The 16,113-nt window shown below is 69.4% G+C and carries 15 protein-coding genes; 6 read left to right on the plus strand and 9 right to left on the minus strand.

Annotated features, from left to right (window positions below; genetic code table 11):
• Window positions 1-53 precede the first annotated feature (53 nt).
• On the minus strand, window positions 54-1,235 hold the full coding sequence (locus tag GGR71_RS20120; protein WP_160962041.1) for a class I SAM-dependent rRNA methyltransferase: 1,182 nt from the start codon (window positions 1,233-1,235) through the stop codon (window positions 54-56).
• A gap of 258 nt (window positions 1,236-1,493) precedes the next feature.
• On the opposite strand from GGR71_RS20120, the gene GGR71_RS20125 reads away from it, so the two are divergent.
• From GGR71_RS20125 to GGR71_RS20145, 5 genes are all read left to right on the plus strand, one after another.
• On the plus strand, window positions 1,494-2,447 hold the full coding sequence (locus tag GGR71_RS20125) for a TerC family protein (protein ID WP_048491925.1): 954 nt from the start codon (window positions 1,494-1,496) through the stop codon (window positions 2,445-2,447).
• Between the two features lie 102 nt (window positions 2,448-2,549).
• Window positions 2,550-3,332 (plus strand): rhomboid family intramembrane serine protease, encoded by a 783-nt coding sequence (locus GGR71_RS20130; protein ID WP_160962043.1) that lies wholly within the window; start codon window positions 2,550-2,552, stop codon window positions 3,330-3,332.
• Between the two features lie 417 nt (window positions 3,333-3,749).
• Window positions 3,750-4,580: an acid phosphatase gene (locus GGR71_RS20135; protein WP_160962045.1), complete on the plus strand. Its 831-nt coding sequence runs from the start codon at window positions 3,750-3,752 to the stop codon at window positions 4,578-4,580.
• A 171-nt stretch (window positions 4,581-4,751) separates the two neighbouring features.
• Window positions 4,752-5,765 carry a TIGR00266 family protein gene (locus tag GGR71_RS20140; RefSeq protein ID WP_160962047.1) on the plus strand — a complete coding sequence of 338 codons (1,014 nt, stop codon included), beginning with the start codon at window positions 4,752-4,754 and terminating at the stop codon, window positions 5,763-5,765.
• Between the two features lie 212 nt (window positions 5,766-5,977).
• Window positions 5,978-7,009: a patatin-like phospholipase family protein gene (locus tag GGR71_RS20145; protein ID WP_160962049.1), complete on the plus strand. Its 1,032-nt coding sequence runs from the start codon at window positions 5,978-5,980 to the stop codon at window positions 7,007-7,009.
• Between the two features lie 224 nt (window positions 7,010-7,233).
• On the opposite strand, the gene GGR71_RS20150 is transcribed toward GGR71_RS20145, so the two are convergent.
• Both GGR71_RS20150 and GGR71_RS20155 read right to left on the minus strand, forming a co-directional pair.
• On the minus strand, window positions 7,234-9,435 hold the full coding sequence (locus tag GGR71_RS20150; RefSeq protein ID WP_160962051.1) for a TonB-dependent siderophore receptor: 2,202 nt from the start codon (window positions 9,433-9,435) through the stop codon (window positions 7,234-7,236).
• A gap of 232 nt (window positions 9,436-9,667) precedes the next feature.
• On the minus strand, window positions 9,668-10,147 hold the full coding sequence (locus tag GGR71_RS20155; RefSeq protein ID WP_048491916.1) for an Lrp/AsnC family transcriptional regulator: 480 nt from the start codon (window positions 10,145-10,147) through the stop codon (window positions 9,668-9,670).
• A gap of 126 nt (window positions 10,148-10,273) precedes the next feature.
• Between GGR71_RS20155 and phhA the strand changes: the two genes are divergently transcribed.
• Entirely contained in the window at window positions 10,274-11,164 is an 891-nt protein-coding gene (gene phhA, locus GGR71_RS20160; protein ID WP_160962053.1) for a phenylalanine 4-monooxygenase, read from the plus strand.
• Between the two features lie 63 nt (window positions 11,165-11,227).
• Here phhA and GGR71_RS20165 read toward each other — a convergent pair whose 3' ends face one another.
• From GGR71_RS20165 to GGR71_RS20190, 6 genes are all read right to left on the minus strand, one after another.
• A complete protein-coding gene (locus GGR71_RS20165; RefSeq protein WP_160962055.1) occupies window positions 11,228-11,566 on the minus strand; it encodes a hypothetical protein in 339 nt (112 codons plus the stop codon).
• A gap of 248 nt (window positions 11,567-11,814) precedes the next feature.
• On the minus strand, window positions 11,815-12,891 hold the full coding sequence (locus GGR71_RS20170; protein ID WP_160962057.1) for a cupin domain-containing protein: 1,077 nt from the start codon (window positions 12,889-12,891) through the stop codon (window positions 11,815-11,817).
• Window positions 12,892-13,046: 155 nt separating this feature from the next.
• Window positions 13,047-13,703 (minus strand): RpiB/LacA/LacB family sugar-phosphate isomerase, encoded by a 657-nt coding sequence (locus GGR71_RS20175; protein ID WP_160962059.1) that lies wholly within the window; start codon window positions 13,701-13,703, stop codon window positions 13,047-13,049.
• 131 nt (window positions 13,704-13,834) lie between these two features.
• Entirely contained in the window at window positions 13,835-14,590 is a 756-nt protein-coding gene (gene kduD / locus GGR71_RS20180; protein WP_048491911.1) for a 2-dehydro-3-deoxy-D-gluconate 5-dehydrogenase KduD, read from the minus strand.
• Between the two features lie 56 nt (window positions 14,591-14,646).
• The gene (gene kduI / locus GGR71_RS20185; protein ID WP_160962061.1) at window positions 14,647-15,501 is read right to left on the minus strand and encodes a 5-dehydro-4-deoxy-D-glucuronate isomerase; all 855 of its coding nucleotides are present in this window, start codon (window positions 15,499-15,501) and stop codon (window positions 14,647-14,649) included.
• A gap of 151 nt (window positions 15,502-15,652) precedes the next feature.
• A complete protein-coding gene (locus tag GGR71_RS20190) occupies window positions 15,653-16,042 on the minus strand; it encodes a VOC family protein (RefSeq protein WP_160962063.1) in 390 nt (129 codons plus the stop codon).
• Window positions 16,043-16,113: the final 71 nt, after the last annotated feature.

The following is a 16,113-nucleotide window of genomic DNA, read 5'->3' on the forward strand; positions in this document are numbered from 1 at the left end:
GGACCGATGCGACCCGCAGGACTCGCCGCTCGGCCTTGCGCATGCGCGGCCGGTCAGTACAGCACGCGGCAGAACACCGCCTTGAGGTAGCGCGATTCCTGCACGTGGGCCATGAACGGGTGGTCGGCGCCGGCGCCGGCCACCTTCAGGATCTGGATGGTACGGCCGGAGAAGTAGGCGGCGCGGCGCAGCATGTCCAGGAACTCGTGCTCGGCGACCAGGCCGGTGCAGGAAAAGGTGGCGAACAGCCCGCCCGGGGCGACCACGCCCAGCGCCAGCTTGTTCATGTCCAGGTACTTCTTCAGCGCCGGGATCACCTGGTCGCGGTCGCGGGTCATCTTCGCCGGGTCCAGGATCACCACGTCGTACTGGTCGCCGCGGGCGGCGGCATCGCGCAGGTACGGGAAGATGTCGGCCTGCACGAACTTGGGCCGCACGTCGTTGAGGCGGGCGTTGCCCTTGGCGATCTCGATCACGTCCTCGTCGATGTCCACGCCGACCACCTCGGTGGCGCCGCGGACCTTGGCGTAGACCGCGAAGCCGCCGGTGTTGCAGCACAGGTCAAGCACGCGCTTGCCCTCCACCTGCTGGCTCAGCCACTGCCGGTTCTCGCGCTGGTCGGCGAAGAAACCGGTCTTGTGCGCGCCGGCCGGGTCGGCACGGAAGCGCACGCCATACTCGCTGATGATCGCCGGCTCGGGGCGCTCGCCGCTGCTGGACACCGGGCGGTAGTCGAAGCTCTCCTGCTTCTGCACGTGCTCCTCGGCGAAGCTGTAGAAGCGCGCGCCGGGGAACTGCGCGCGCAGCGCGGCATAGATCCACTCGCGGTGGCGGAACATGCCGGCGCTGAAGAACTCCACCACCAGCAGGTCGCCGTAGCGGTCCACCACCAGGCCGGACAGGCCGTCGCCCTCGGCATGCACCACGCGCCAGGCGTCGGACACCGCGTCCAGCTTGAGCACGTCACGGCGCAGCGACACCGCCTCGGCGATCTTGCGCGCGAACCAGGACTCGTCGACGGCGATGTCGGGATTGGTCTCGAGGATGCGCACGGCGATGCGCGAGTGGCCGTTGTAGAAGCCGCGGCCGATCCAGTCGCCGTCCACCCCGACCACGTCCACCAGGGCGCCCGGCTTGGGCTTGGCGGCGGGTTTTTCGACCAGTTTCTGGAAGATCCAAGGATGGCTGGAGCGCCAGGCGTTCTTGAGGCGGACTACGGGCAGGGGACTATTCATGAATGCCATTGTAGCCGCCCCGATTGACGGCACCGCCGGCAGCGGCAAGAATGCGCGCAGAAGGGGAGTAGCTCCCGACGTTGTCGCCGTCAATTCGAGCCCGCGGGCTCCGGTGCAACGGCAGCCGGTCCATCGGCTGCGAGCGAGACCTTCGCCGCAGTGGCGAAGGCACCCTCTGGACGACATCCGTCGTCTCCGTCCGGAACGCCTCCGCCGCCGCGGCCCCGAGGTTCCCTGTTCACTGACGGAAAATTCCCAATGGAAACGATAGGCAACGTGTGGTTGTGGGGCGGTTTCGCGATCGTGGTGGTCGTGGCGCTGCTGGCGGACCTGGTGCTGATGCGCCACGGCGGCCCGCACAAGGTCACCTTCAAGGAAGCGCTGTGGTGGAGCATCGGCTGGATCGCGCTGGCGCTGGCGTTCAACGCCGGCCTGTGGTGGTACCTGCGCGAGACCATCGATGTGGCCACCGGCAATCGCCTGGGCCTGGAGTTTTTGACCGGCTACCTGGTCGAGAAGTCGCTGGCGGTCGACAACATCTTCGTGTTCCTGATGATCATGAGCTACTTCGCGGTGCCGGAGGAGCAGCGCCAGCGCGTGCTGGTGATCGGCGTGCTCGGCGCGATCGTGCTGCGCGCGGTGATGATCTTCGCCGGCTCGGTGCTGCTGACCAAGTTCCACTGGCTGCTGTACGTGTTCGGCGCGTTCCTGCTGCTGACCGGCATCAAGATGTGGTTCTCGGCGGGCAAGGAGCCTGACCTGGAAGCCAACCCGGTGCTGCGCTTCATGCGCAAGCATCTGCGCCTGACCCCGCAGTACCACGGCAACGCGCTGAGCGTGACCCAGGAAGGCAAGCGCTGGTTCACCCCGCTGTTCGCGGTGCTGATGCTGATCGCGATCACCGACGTGATCTTCGCTGTTGACAGCATCCCGGCGATCTTCGCGATCACCACCGACCCGTTCATCGTGCTGACCTCCAACGTGTTCGCGGTGCTGGGCCTGCGCGCGATGTTCTTCCTGCTGGCGGGCATGGCCGACCGCTTCCACCTGCTGCCCTACGGCCTGGCGATCGTGCTGGTGTTCATCGGCACCAAGATGCTGATCATCGACCTGTACAAGATCCCGGTGCTGGTGTCGCTGCTGGCGGTGGCGGTGGTGATCGGCGCGACCATCGTGCTGAGCCTGCTGCGCCCGGCCAAGCCGGCGCACTGACCCGGCGCGGGCACCGCGGCCGCGGATTGTCCCGCGGCCGCGGCCAGTCCCTCCCATCGGCGGCGCCTTGCCTTGGAGGCCGGGTGCCGCCATCCAGGGAGCATGGACACCTCTTCGCTTCCCACGCCCTTGCCCGAGCCCGATGCGCAGGGCCGCTTCGACCGCGCGCGGATCCTGCGTGCGTTCAATACCAGCCTGGCCTTCGTGGCGGTGCTGGTGGCGGTGTTCGCCAGCCAGGGCCTGTTCGACTGGCGGCCCTGGGCGGTCGCGCCGCACACGGCCGCCGGCCTGCTCGGCGTACTGACCGCGCCACTGCTGCACGGCTCGCCCGAGCACCTGGGCGCCAACGCCGGTGCGCTGCTGATCCTGGGCACCCTGGCCGGCAGCGTGTATCCGCGCGCCACCCTGGCCGGGCTGCCCTTGCTGTGGCTGGGCTCAGGCCTGGGCGCCTGGTGGTTGGGCGATCCCGGCAGTCATCATCTGGGCGCCAGCGGCGTCGCCCACGGACTGCTGTTCCTGGTGTTCGTGCTGGCGCTGTTGCGCCGCGACCGCGCTGCGATCGCCGCCAGCATGATCGCCTTCCTGTTCTACGGCGGCATGCTGGTGACGGTGCTGCCGCACGAGGACGGGGTGTCCTGGCAGTCGCACCTGGGCGGTGCGGTGGGCGGGGTGGTCGCGGCGCTGCTGCTGCGCCATCGCGATCCGCTGCCGCCACGCAAGCGCTACAGCTGGGAGGACGAGGAGGACATGGACGACGCCCTTGTCGCCGACGACGAACTGGAACCGCCGCCGCCGACCCAGGTGCCGGTGCTGTGGCAACCGCCACCGGCGCCGCGCGGGGTGGTGCTGCGCTTCCCGCCGCGCGAGGAGCGCGACGGGGGCTGAGGCCAAGCCGGGAGTAAAACCTGTGGGGGCGACCTCAGCCCCGACCTGGCCTCCTCGTGGAACGCCCGTCGCGACTGAAGGGGCCTCTAAACCTCGATTCAGAACATCGTGCATGAAGCCGATCCGCTATTTGCGAATGGCTTAGGGTCGATGTTTCGGGTTATTGGAGGTGGCCTGGAGTGCTTCCTACGACAAGCGGTCGAGCCGCGTCGGTGATGCGCAAGGGTTTCAGCCTCAATCCGCCATCGGCCCAGCCAGCCTCTTGTGGGAGGGACTTCAGTCCCGACGCCTCGGCCGCTCCGGTCGCGATTGAAATCGCTCCTGCACTGCATGGGACGCCTGACGCGTGGTGCTTCTGCCCCTGGCGCCCGCCACGCGCCGTACACTGGCCGGTCCGCCGTCGCTGTCCGAGTCCGCATGCCCGTGTCGCCCGCCCGTCGTGTCCGCTCCGTCGCCGTGGTGCTGGCGCTCGCCCTGGCCGCCTGCAGCGGCCCCGCGCTGCGTGCGCCCTCGCCTGCGCCGGACAAGGCGGTGGGCTATCTGCCGGCCGCGGCGGTCCCGAACAGTCTGCAACTGCTGCCGGCGCCGCCGGCGGCCGGCTCGCCCGGCGAGGCGCTGGACCTGGGGGTCAATCGCGAGGCACTGGCCCTGCGCGGCAGCGCGCGCTGGCAGCAGGCCGCGCGCGATGCCGATCTGAGCTTCCCGACCGGCGCCGGCCAGTTCGCCTGCGCGCTGGGCGTGGCGATCGACGCGCACCACACCCCGCACCTGTACACCCTGCTGGAGCGCAGCCGCATCGACGCCAGCACGGCCACCAAGGCGGCCAAGCGCCAGTACCAGCGCGCACGGCCATTCCTGCGCAACCAGCAGGCGGTGTGCACCCCGGGCGATCTCGACGACCTGCGCCAGAGCGGTTCCTATCCCTCGGGACACAGCGCCATCGGCTGGGCCTGGGCGCTGACCCTGAGCGAGATCGCACCCGAGCGCGCTGATGCGCTGATCGCGCGCGGCCGCAACTACGGCGAGAGCCGGCTGGTGTGCAACGTGCACTGGCAGAGCGACGTGCTGGCCGGCCGCTTCATGGGCGCGGCCACGGTAGCGCGGCTGCACGACGACCCGGGCTTCCGCGCCGACCTGGCCGCGGCACGTCGCGAGATCGCTGCCGCGCGCGCCGCCGGGCAAGCGCCGGCCAACGACTGCGCCGCGGAGGCCGATGTCCTGCAGGTGCGGCCGGCCAACGCGCTGTAGAAGAAACGGCGTTCTGGGTAACGCCTGTGCACGCCGCGCAGCGTGGCTGGCCATGGTCGAAGCTGCTCGGTATTCATCCTGCCAGGGACAGCCCCCTGTCTTTGGACAGATGCGAACGGTCCCAGACGGCAGGCTAGACTCGCCGCCACAACCCGCCAAGGACCTGCACCCATGACCCAGTGGTATTTCCTGACCGGCAGCGAACAGACCCGCTCCGGCCCGTTCGACGATGCCGATGCAGTCACCTTCGCCCGCAACAACCCCACGGCGCTGGCCTGGAGCCAGGGCCAGAACGGCTGGCTGCCGGTGGCGCAGATCGCGGCCCTGCAGGGCGGCGCGACGTTCCTGCCGCCGGGCCTGCCGCCGCCGCCGGCCGCCGGCGGCCGCGCCGACGAGATCGACTTCCGCATCGTCGGCCACGAGATGCAGTTCGTGGAGATCGAGCTGGACCCGGGCGAGAGCGCGGTGGCCGAGGCCGGCGCGCTGATGTTCAAGGACGCGGCGGTGCAGATGGACACCGTGTTCGGCGACGGCTCCGGCGGCAACCAGAGCGGCCTGATGGGCAAACTGCTGTCGGCCGGCAAGCGCATGGTCACCGGCGAGAGCCTGTTCACCACCGTGTTCACCCATCAGGGCCAGGGCAAGGCCAAGGTCGCCTTCGCCGCGCCCTACCCCGGCACGGTGCTGGCGATGAAGCTGGACCAGCACGGCGGCCGCCTGATCTGCCAGAAGGACAGCTTCCTGGCCGGCGCGCGCGGGGTGTCGCTGGGCATCCACTTCCAGCGCAAGATCATGACCGGCCTGTTCGGCGGCGAAGGCTTCATCATGCAGAAGCTCGAGGGCGACGGCTGGGTGTTCGTGCACGCCGGCGGCTGCGTGGTCGAGCGCGAACTGGCCGCCGGCGAGCGGCTGGACGTGGACACCGGCTGCGTGGTCGCCTTCCATTCCTCGGTGGACATGGACGTGCGCCCGGTCAGCGGCATCAAGAGCATGTTCTTCGGCGGCGAAGGCATGTTCCTGGCCACCCTCACCGGCCCCGGCAAGGTCTGGCTGCAATCGCTGCCGTTCTCGCGCCTGGCCGGGCGCATGTTCGCCGCCGCACCGCAGGGCGGCGGGCAGAACCGTGGCGAAGGCTCGGTGCTGGGCGGCTTCGGCCGGATCCTGGACGGCGACAACAACTTCTAAGGCAGCAAACTTTAAGCCCCTCTCCCCCCGGGAGAGGGGTTGGGGTGAGGGTACGGCACGCGAAGCGCCTCGCAGTATCAGGAGCACAGGCCCCCACACCTCCGGTGCAGCCCCCAGGCCCCCACAGCATGACCTCCAGTCGTGGGCGGTGCAGGAGGATGCGGCTATCCTCGCGCCGGCTCCTCCCTTCTTCCTCCTTCCGCGACGCATCCATGACCGTGCTCCGTTCCCCGCGCCTGCTGCTGTCCCTGTCCCTGTTCGGCCTGCTTGCCGCCTGCGGTGGCGAACCCAAGCCGGCACCGCCGGCCCCGGTGGTGAGCGGACCGGCACCGGTGCCCACGCCGGCAGCCCAACCGCTGCGCATCGGCATCGCCCTGGGCGGCGGCGCGGCCAAGGGCTTCGCCCACATCGGCGTGATCAAGATGCTGCAGGCCAACGGCCTGGAGCCGACGGTGGTGTCCGGCACCAGCGCCGGCAGCGTGGTCGGCGCGCTGTACGCCAGCGGCATGGACGCGTTCCAGATGCAGCAGGCGGCGGTGGCGCTGGACGAGAGCAGCATCCGCGACATGCGCCTGTTCTCCGGCGGCCTGGTGCAGGGCCAGGCGCTGCAGGACTACGTCAACGCCCAGCTCAAGGGCAAGCCGATCGAGAAGCTGGCCAAGCCGTTCGCGGCGGTCGCCACGCGGCTGGAGGACGGCGAGCGCACCGTGTTCGTGCGCGGCAACGCCGGCCAGGCGGTGCGCGCGTCCAGCAGCATTCCCGGCGTGTTCGAGCCGGTGACCATTGGCAAGTTCCACTACGTGGACGGCGGCGTGGTCAGCCCGGTACCGGTGGACGCCGCACGCCAGCTCGGCGCCGATTTCGTCATCGCCGTGGACATCTCCAGCAAGGCCAGTGGCAAGAACCCGGGCAGCATGCTCGGTACCGTCAACCAGTCGATCGCGATCATGGGCCAGCGCCTGGGCCAGCAGGAACTGGGCCGCGCCGACATCGTGATCCGGCCCAAGGTCAACGACATCGGCGCCGCCGATTTCGCCCAGCGCAACGCCGCGATCCTGGAAGGCGAGAAGGCCGCGCTGGCGGCGATGCCGCAGATCAAGGCCAAGCTGGCGCAACTGCAGCAGCAGCACGCGGCCGCCGCAGCCGCGGCGGCAAAGGCCGCGCAACCGGCGCCGCCGCCGTGCGAGCCGCAATCGCGGCTGGGCCGCCTGCTGCGCCGCGACGATCCCTGCAAGAAGGACTAAGGCTTGCTCCCCTCTCCCGGGAGAGGGGCCGGGGGTGAGGGTCCGACCACCAGCATCGTTCCCGGCGCAAGTAGTCCCGCACGCACTGCACCTAAGCTCAGAACCAACAGCGCAACGGCTGCGCCTACCGCTCCCCTCTCCCCCCGGAGAGGGGCCGGGGGTGAGAGTCCGACTGCTAGCGCCAGTTACTACTCGACGCAGTCCCACCGGCACTCCATCGCCACTCAGTACCGCCAGCGCAGAGTGAAACTCACGAAGCGCGGCTCGCCGTAGTTCTGGTAGTCCAGGTTGGCCCAGTACTTCTTGTTGAGCGCATTGGTCACCGCCAGCGTCGCGGTCCACTGCGTGCTGAGCTGGTAGTTGGCGTTGAAGTGCACCAGCGCGTAGGGATCCTGCACCACGGTGACCGGGCGCGTGGCGGCGCTGCCGTCGCCAACCGGGCGCTGGATGTTGTAGCCGCGTACCGCGCTCTGCCAGCTCACGCCGCCGCCCAGGCTCAGGCGCTGCCAGGCGCCTGGCAGGCGCACCTGGGTGGACAGCTGCAGATAGTCCTCCGGCAGGTTGGCGTAGATCGCGTCGGTGGGCGCGCGGGTGACCTTGGCGCGGGTGTAGCCGGCGTTGAGCGTCCAACCCGGGCGCAGTTCGCCGTTGTATTCCACTTCCCAGCCGCGGCTCTTGGTGCCGTCGACGCCGATGTAGGCCGAGCTGCCGTCGGGCAGCGAGGCTTCCGGCTGGGTCATGTCGCGCACTGCGTAGTTGTCCTGCTTGGCCTCGAACACCGCGGCGCTGAGCAGCGCGCGGCCGCCCTGCAGCTGTGCCTTGACGCCCGCTTCCAGGTTGGACCCCTGCACCGGCGCCAGCAGGTTGTTGTCCTTGTCCTTGTAGTTCTGCGGATTGAAGATCTCGGTGTAGCTGGCGTAGGTGGAGATGGCCGGGGTGATGGCGTAGACCAGGCCGACGTAGGGCGTGACCTCGTCGCTGACCCGGTAGCGGCCGCTGGTGCCGGTGTAGCGGCCGTCGGCCGCGAAGGCCTGGGTGCGGGTCTGCCAGGAACTCAGGCGCGCGCCGGCGATCAGCGACAGCGGCTCGGCCAGGCGCAGCCGGGTGGAGGCGTACACGCCGCGCTGGGTGGTGCGCGCCTCGCGCCGCGCGCCGGTGCGGGTGGCGCTGATCTGCCCCACCTCGCCTTGCCAGTCGTAGACGTTGGGGATGTAGTAGCAGCGCTCGCGGCCGCAGGTGGTCCAGTCGCCCGGATAGCGCAGCGCCATGGTCGGCGTGTTCGACTGCAGGTCCTGCCAGCTGCCGCCGAGAACCAGATCGTGGTCGCGGCCGAACAGCGGGAAGCTGCCGGACAGGTACACGTCCAGGCCGTCGCGGGTATCGGTGGCCTGCCCGGCGGCGGCGCGCAGGTAGATGCCGCTGCCGTCGCGCTTGGGATAGCCGCTGCCGTAGACGCGCAGGTTTTCGACCTCGCCCTCGGTGCGCGCCAGGTTGACCTTCAGCAGCCAGTGCTCGCCGAAGCGCTGTTCCAGGTTGGCGAAGGTGGTGCGGGTATTGCGCTGCCAGCGCGCCCACTTCGGCGCCAGGTTGGTGGACGTGGGCAGGTCGGCGAAGCTGCCGTCGGCGAAGAAGTACGGCACGGTGCCCCAGGTCGAGCCGACCGGATCGTTGTCCTGGCGCTGGTAGCCGACGGTGACCGTGGTGCTGTCGGTGAGGTCGCCTTCCAGCACGGCCATGCCGGACATCTTCTGCTCGGTGTAGTGGTCGTAGTAGTAGCCGCGGTCCTGCCAGGCGGCGACGAAGCGGCTGCGGAAGCGGCCGTCGGCGGTCAGCGGCGCGGTGACGTCGGCCTGCGTGCGGCGGAAGTCCCACGTGCCCAGCGAGGCCGCGAACGACGCATCGAAGGTCTTGCCGGGGCGCTTGCGCAGCAGGTTGACCGTGGCCGAGGGAATGCCGGCGCCGCTGAGCAGGCCGTTGGCGCCGCGGATCACCTCGACGCGGTCGTAGAAGACCATGTCGTATTCCTGGTTGGTGGAGCCGCTGTAGGTGGGCAGGCCGTCGACCTGGAAGTCGGTGATCTGGAAGCCGCGCGCGAAGTACAGCGGGCGCTGGGTGTCGTAGAAGGATACGTTGACGCCGGTGACGTTGCGCATGACGTCGTTGATGCTGAACAGCGATTCCTCTTCCAGCCGCTGCTGGCCCAGCACGCTCACCGACTGCGGCGTCTCCTGCAGCGTCAGCGGCAGGCGCGTGGTGGTGGACGGCTGCGCGCGGCTGGGGCTGCCGCTGACCTCGACCTTGTCCAGCGTGGTCGGCTGCGCGTCGGCCGCGGCCGAGGCCTCGGCGGCGAGCAACGGTACCGAGGCGGTGGAGAGCGCGGACAGCACGGCGAGGGACAGCAGGCGGCGTGGAGCGGAGCAAAGCATGGATCGATCTCGCGAGGGTTGGGCACGGGGCGACACGGTCGCGCCGCGGGTGACAGGAAAGGGACAGGCGCAGCCGCGCTCCACGGCGGGAAACCGGCGTGGCTGGCCCGGCAGGGCTGGCGCAGGGCTGTGGCCGTGGATGGCCGTCGCAGAACGCAAATGTAAATCGTTAGCAACAACTTAACAAGGGCTGCCATGCACCGACACGCGGCGGCACATCAGCATCGGGCCATTAGCCGCGCGGCAACGGCAGGCCGGCGAAGTCCTTGACGGTGCGCAGCACGAAGCTGGAATTGACGTCGGCGACGCCGGCGGCGTTGAGCAACTTGTCCAGCAGAAACGCGGAGAAGTGCGCCAGATCGCGGACGTAGACGTGTAGCAGGTAGTCCATGTCGCCGGTCAGCGCATGGCAGGCGACCACTTCGTCCCATCCCTGCACGCTGTCGGCGAAATGGGCGATGCCGCTCTGGCCGTGCTTCTCCAGCTGCACGCGAACGAAGGCCTGCAGGCCCAGGCCGATCGCCGCCGGCACCAGCCGCGCCGCGTAGCCGGCGACCACGCCCTCGGCCTCCAGCCGCTGCACCCGGCGCAGGCAGGCGGAGGGCGACAGGTTCACCTGCGCCGCCAGTTCGGCATTGCTGGCGCGGCCCTGCCGCTGCAGCAGGGCGAGCAGGCGCAGGTCGGTGCGGTCGAACGTGGGCGACTGAGTCATTTATTGCTCTGCAACATGGATTCTACGCAACAATCTTGCGCGCACAGCGCCGATCCCTGCAACTTCGCAAGCTCATTGCGCTCCCACGCGTCTACCATCGTGGCATCCCTTTCCGGAGCGTCGACCATGGACACCGCACCGCGCCGCGTCGAACACCAGCAGACCGACAAGGGCTATGTGCCGGTCTACACCACCGCGGTGGTGACCCAGCCATGGGACGACTACAGCGCCGACGACCACGCCACCTGGGGCACGCTGTACATGCGCCAGCGCGAGCTGCTGGTCGGCCGCGCCTGCGAGGAGTTCCTGCAGGCGCAGGACGCGATGGGCATGAGTCCGCAGGCGATCCCGCGCTTCGACGCACTCAACGCGGTGCTGCAGGCGACCACCGGCTGGACCCTGGTCGGCGTGGAAGGGCTGCTGCCGGAACTGGATTTCTTCGACCACCTGGCCAACCGTCGCTTCCCGGTGACCTGGTGGATCCGCCGTCCCGAGCAGATCGACTACATCGCCGAGCCGGATCTGTTCCACGACCTGTTCGGCCACGTGCCGCTGCTGATGAATCCGCTGTTCGCCGACTACATGCAGGCCTATGGCCGCGGCGGGGTGAAGGCGCATGCGATCGGCCCGGAGGCGCTGCAGAACCTGACCCGGCTGTACTGGTACACGGTGGAGTTCGGCCTGATCGACACCGCGGACGGCCTGCGCATCTACGGCGCCGGGATCGTGTCCTCCAAGGGCGAATCGCTGTATTCGCTGGAGTCGGACGCGCCCAACCGCATCGGCTTCGACCTGCAGCGGATCATGCGCACCCGCTACCGCATCGACACCTACCAGAAGACCTACTTCGTCATCGACAGCTTCGAACAGCTGATGCAGGCGACCTCGCCGGACTTCACCCCGATCTATGCGGCGCTGGCCGACCAGGCGCATCTGCCCGCCGGCCAGGTGCAGGCGCAGGACCGCGTGTTCCATGCCGGCAGCGGCGAAGGCTGGGCGGACGGCGGCGACGTCTGAGGGGCGCACGACGGCCGCGGCGGGCGTGCCCGCACGCGACCGTCGCCTGGCCGCACTGCGCGCTCAGTCGTCGCCCATGACGGCGATACCGGTCACGCTGGCCGGTTTCAGGTTGCAGCCGTTCAAGTAATTGTAGAGGGCGCTGTCGCTGACCTCTCTGCCACGGATCGGCGGCGTGGTCAGCTTGAACGGCCCCTGCGGACCCGCTGGCAGCGGCGCGCCGACGACGCTGCGCGCCGGCACGCAGCCGAGGATGTAGTTGCGCATGTTTGCGACGGTGGGTCGGCCACCGGCGTTCTGGAATTCGAATTCGAGGTCCCAGTTGCTGTTGGCCAGCGCCGGGGCGGCGCAGCAGAGCAGGCAGGCGGCGGCGAGGAACGAAAGGCGTTTGCTGGCGTGCATGGCATTCTCCCGAGTGGATGTCGCAGCGTGCGAAGCGGCTGCGTCCGCAAGCCTCGTCCCGCGCGGCGGGATCCGCACTCGGCCACCGCCTGAGATCGCATCGCGCGCCTGCCGATTGCGCAATGCAGGCGGCGCAGGCACGCCCTCTCCCGCCGGGAGAGGGGTTTGGGTGAGGGTCCGGGGCGCGAAGCGCGCGCCGAACATCAACCAGGTGCCGATGACATGCCGCGATCCGAGCGGTCACGCCGTCAGCGCGGATACACCAGCAACAGCACCAACGGCTCATCGCCCACCTGCTGCAACGCATGGGTGCTGCCGGCACGGGTCAGCAAGGCATGGCCGGCGCGCACGTCGTACTGGGTTCCGTCCAGCACGTAGCTGCCGCGGCCGCTGACGATGTAATAGATCTCGTCCTTGTGCTGCGGATGCAGGCCGATGCCGGCGCCCTTGTGCAACACGCGCTTCCGCAGCACGAATGGCAGGTTCTGCACCTCGGCGAAGAACGGATACGCCGTGGTCGGCCCTGCGCCGCCATGCGGGCCGGGCTGGTCGTGGGCCAGCGCGTCTTCGTGCAGTACCTGCGATTGCGCCGAGGCGTGGGCGGGGCGCACCACGTCGCAATCCAGATCGCGCACCAGCGCCGGGCGCAACGCGGGCAGCGCCTGCACCGCATCGCGCAGCGCCAGGCAGGCCAGGGCGTTTGCGCCGGCGATGCTGAAACGGCCGATAACGCCAGGGTCCTGTTCGGAAACGAACAGGTAAGGACGCGCACCCCGCTCGCCCAGCGCACGCAGCCAGGCGCGGCTGCTGGCGTCGAGGTCGATCAGCGCGACCTGCTGCGTGCTCGCCAGCCGTCGCAACGCCTGGATGTCCTGCGCGGGGGTATCCAGCAGCACACCCTCCATGAACAACGGTCGCGCCACCGGCGTGACCATCACGGGCGTGGCACCCTTGGCGCGTGCATGCATCAGCGCGCGGGCAACCGTTTGCTGCAGGTCGTCATCGCGGCTGGAGTCTTCGCGTTTGACGTCATCGTGGCCGAACTGGATCAGCACCACGTCGCCACGACGCAGTTCGCTGGCGATCGTGTCGAGCGGACCTTCGGCGGTGAAGCGGCGCGCGCTGCGCTCGTCCCCGGCGTGATTGCGCACCTGCCACACGTTCGGATCCAGGTAGCTCTGCAAGACTTGGCCCCAGCCGGCCTGCGGCGCGCGCGCGGGGCCGACCTCGGCAGCGACGGCATCGCCGACGATGAACATGCGCTGCGGTTCGGCGCAGGCGACGCCAGCGACGAACAACAGCAATGCGGACAGAAGCAGGCGCATGGGCACTCCGCTGCGCTGGGCTGCCTGGCACCCGCGTCGGTCGACGCAATCACGCCAGACAGACAGGGAGCAGCGCGGTAGGCATCGGCCGATCCTTCAGCCCTCACCCCAACCCCTCTCCCGCGGGAGAGGGGTTCGAGCATCGCACCGTGCGATCAGGCCGCGGCGGCGTCGGCCTTGCCCAGTACGCCGGCGACGAAGGCGCGCAGGTCGGCGTCCTTGGCGTTGTCGAAGAAGCACTGCTGGAAGCGCGCGCCGCCCACGGCCTGCTTGACCAGTTCCGGATCCAGCGCGCGCAGGCCGTCCAGGTAGGACTTGGCCAGGGCCTGCTTGACCTGGGTCAGGATGCCGGCGTTGGCCTGCTGCGATTCGCGGCGTTCGGCCGGGTAGCCCATGCCGCGCTCGCCGCTGAAGGCCTTCTCGAAGATGTAGCGCACGTTGATCTCCGCGCCCCAGCCGTAGCCCTTGGCGAAGGCCAGCGCCAGCGCGTTGCCGTTGTTGACCTGGGCGAACAGGTAGGCATCGGTCGGCTCGATGCAGTAGCCACAGAACACGCCCGGGTGCGCGTTGAGCGACATCATCGCGCCCTGCCCGGTGCCGCAGCCGGCAACCACGAAGTCCACCGCGCCGGCATTGAGCAGCAGGCCGGCGCAGATGCCGAGGTGGATGTAGGTCAGGCGGTGGTCGGCGTCGCCGTCCATGCCGACGTTGAACACGCTGTGGCCCTGCGCGGTGGCGACGTCGTTGAGCTGCTGCAGGATCACCGGGTTCTTGGCGGCCTGGCTGAACTCGTTCATTAGGGCGATTTTCATGGGGGGTCCTTTGGTGGGGGATTTGGGTGATGGGATGGAGCTGGGTGGAATGGGTCGGCGGCGGGCGTACCCCCATCCGCCCTGCGGGCACCTTCCCCCGATGGGGGAAGGGAGAAGCCCACGCGCTCTGGTCAGCGGGCGAGCCAGCCGCCGTCGACCGGGATCACGGTGCCGTTGACGTAGTCCGAGGCGCTGCTGGCCAGGAACACCGCGGTGCCGCCGAGGTCTTCCGGCACGCCCCAGCGGCCGGCCGGGATGCGGTCCAGGATCGCCTGGTTGCGCGCGGCATCGGCGCGCAGCTGCGCGGTGTTGTCGGTGGCCATGTAGCCCGGGGCGATGGCGTTGATGTTGACACCCTTGGCGCCCCACTCGTTGGCCAGCAGGCGGGTGATGCCGGCGATGCCGGACTTGCTGGCGGTGTACGAGGGCACGCGGATGCCGCCCTGGAACGACAGCATCGAGGCGATGTTGATGATCTTGCCGCTGCCCTGGGCGATGAAGTGGCGGCCGGCGGCCTGGCACATGAAGAAGGCGGACTTGATGTTGACGTTCATGACGTCGTCCCAGTCCTGCTCGCTGAAGTCCACCGCATCGGCGCGGCGGATCAGCCCGGCGTTGTTGACCAGGATGTCGAGACGGCCGAGCCCGGACAGGGTCTCGTCGAGGATGCGCTGCACCGGCTCGATGCTGATCAGGTTGGCTTCGATGGCGATGAAGCGGCGGCCCAGCGCGGTGACCTTGGCCTCGGTCTCGGTCGGCGCCTGGATGCCGGCGGCGGCGATGTCGGCGCCGGCCTGCGCCAGCGCCACGGCGATGCCTTGGCCGAGGCCGGTGTTGGCGCCGGTGACCAGGGCGACCTTGCCTTCGAGACTGAACGGATGGGTCATTGCGGGGGCTCCTAGAAGGGATGCGGATGGCAGGGACAGGGGCGAGTAACGGCGGCCTACTTGAGCTGGCAGATGTCCAGCACGTGCATGTCGGTGTAGTCGAGGTTCTCGCCGCCCATCGCCCAGATGAAGGCGTAGTTGGCGGTGCCGGCGCCCATGTGGATCGACCATGGCGGCGACACCACGGCCTCGTTGTTCTGCACCACGATGTGGCGCTGCGCGTCCGGCTCGCCCATGAAGTGGTAGACGCGGTCGTTGGCGCCGAGGTCGAAGTAGAAATAGACCTCGCTGCGGCGGTCGTGCAGGTGCGGCGGCATGGTGTTCCAGACGCTGCCCGGCTTGAGCACGGTCAGGCCCAGCAGCAACTGCGAGGACTGGCAGGTGGCCGGCACGATGTACTGGTAGATGGTGCGTTCGTTGCTGGTCTCCAGCGCGCCGCGGTCCAGCGCCACCGCCTCGGCGATCGACAGGCGCTTGGTGGCGAAGCGCGCGTGCGCCGGGGTCGAGGCCAGGTAGAACTGCGCCGGCGTGGCCGCGTCGTCGGAGGCGAACACCACCTCGGCGCTGCCCATCGCCACGTACAGGCCGTCCTTCGGTCCCAGCGGATACGCGGTGCCGTCGACGGTGACGGTGCCGCTGCCGGCGCCGACGTTGATCACGCCCAGCTCGCGCCGCTCCAGGAACGGGTGGCCGGCGGCCGAGGCCGGTTCGGTCTGCGCCGGCAGCGTCAGCGCCTGCGTGCGCGGCGCCGCGCCGCCGAGCACGAAGCGCTCGTAGTGGGTGTACTTCAGGGTCACCGCGTCGTCCACGAACAGGCCGTCGAGCAGGTACAGGTCGCGCAACTGGTCGTTGCTGGCGCCCTTGATCGCGTCGGGATGGGTGGCGTAGTGGGTCTTGCAGTACAGGGACATGGGCCTCTCCAGTGCAGGCGACGGCATGCGGCAGCCCGCCACGGAGGACAGTCTAGCGGACCTGGTAAACCGGTGTCATTCCGCAGTGCACGAACGGCGGGGATTGGGGATTGGGGATGGAAGGCACTGCGCCGCGTGGCGGCGCAGCGCCTCAGCGCGGCAGGGGTTGGCCGACGTCGATGCGGTTGCCGTCGGGGTCGGCGAAGACGAAGCAGCGCAGGCCGAAGTCGGCATCGCGGATCGCCTTGATGATGCGCACGCCCTGCGCCTGCAGGCGCTCGTGCAGCGCCGCCGCATCGTCGACCAGCAGGTGGGCCACGTTGCTGGTGCTGCCGCGGTGGCCGGGGCGCAGGGTCAGGTGCAGCTCGGCGGCGTCCTTCTTCAGGATCACGAAGCCGACCGGGCTGCCGTTCTGGAACACGCTGCGGAAACCCAGCCGTTCGGTGTAGAAGGCGACGGCGCGGGCGATGTCGGCAACGGGCACGGTCGGCGCCAGGCGGCCGAAACGGACCGCGGTGGCGGCAGGCACAGGGGACGACATGGCGAAGGCTCCTCGCAGGAAGGCCGCGTGGGTCCGCCCGGGCGGTGCCGGAACGGGGCGGGCCTTCGATG

The organism is Xanthomonas sp. F1 (assembly GCF_014199855.1).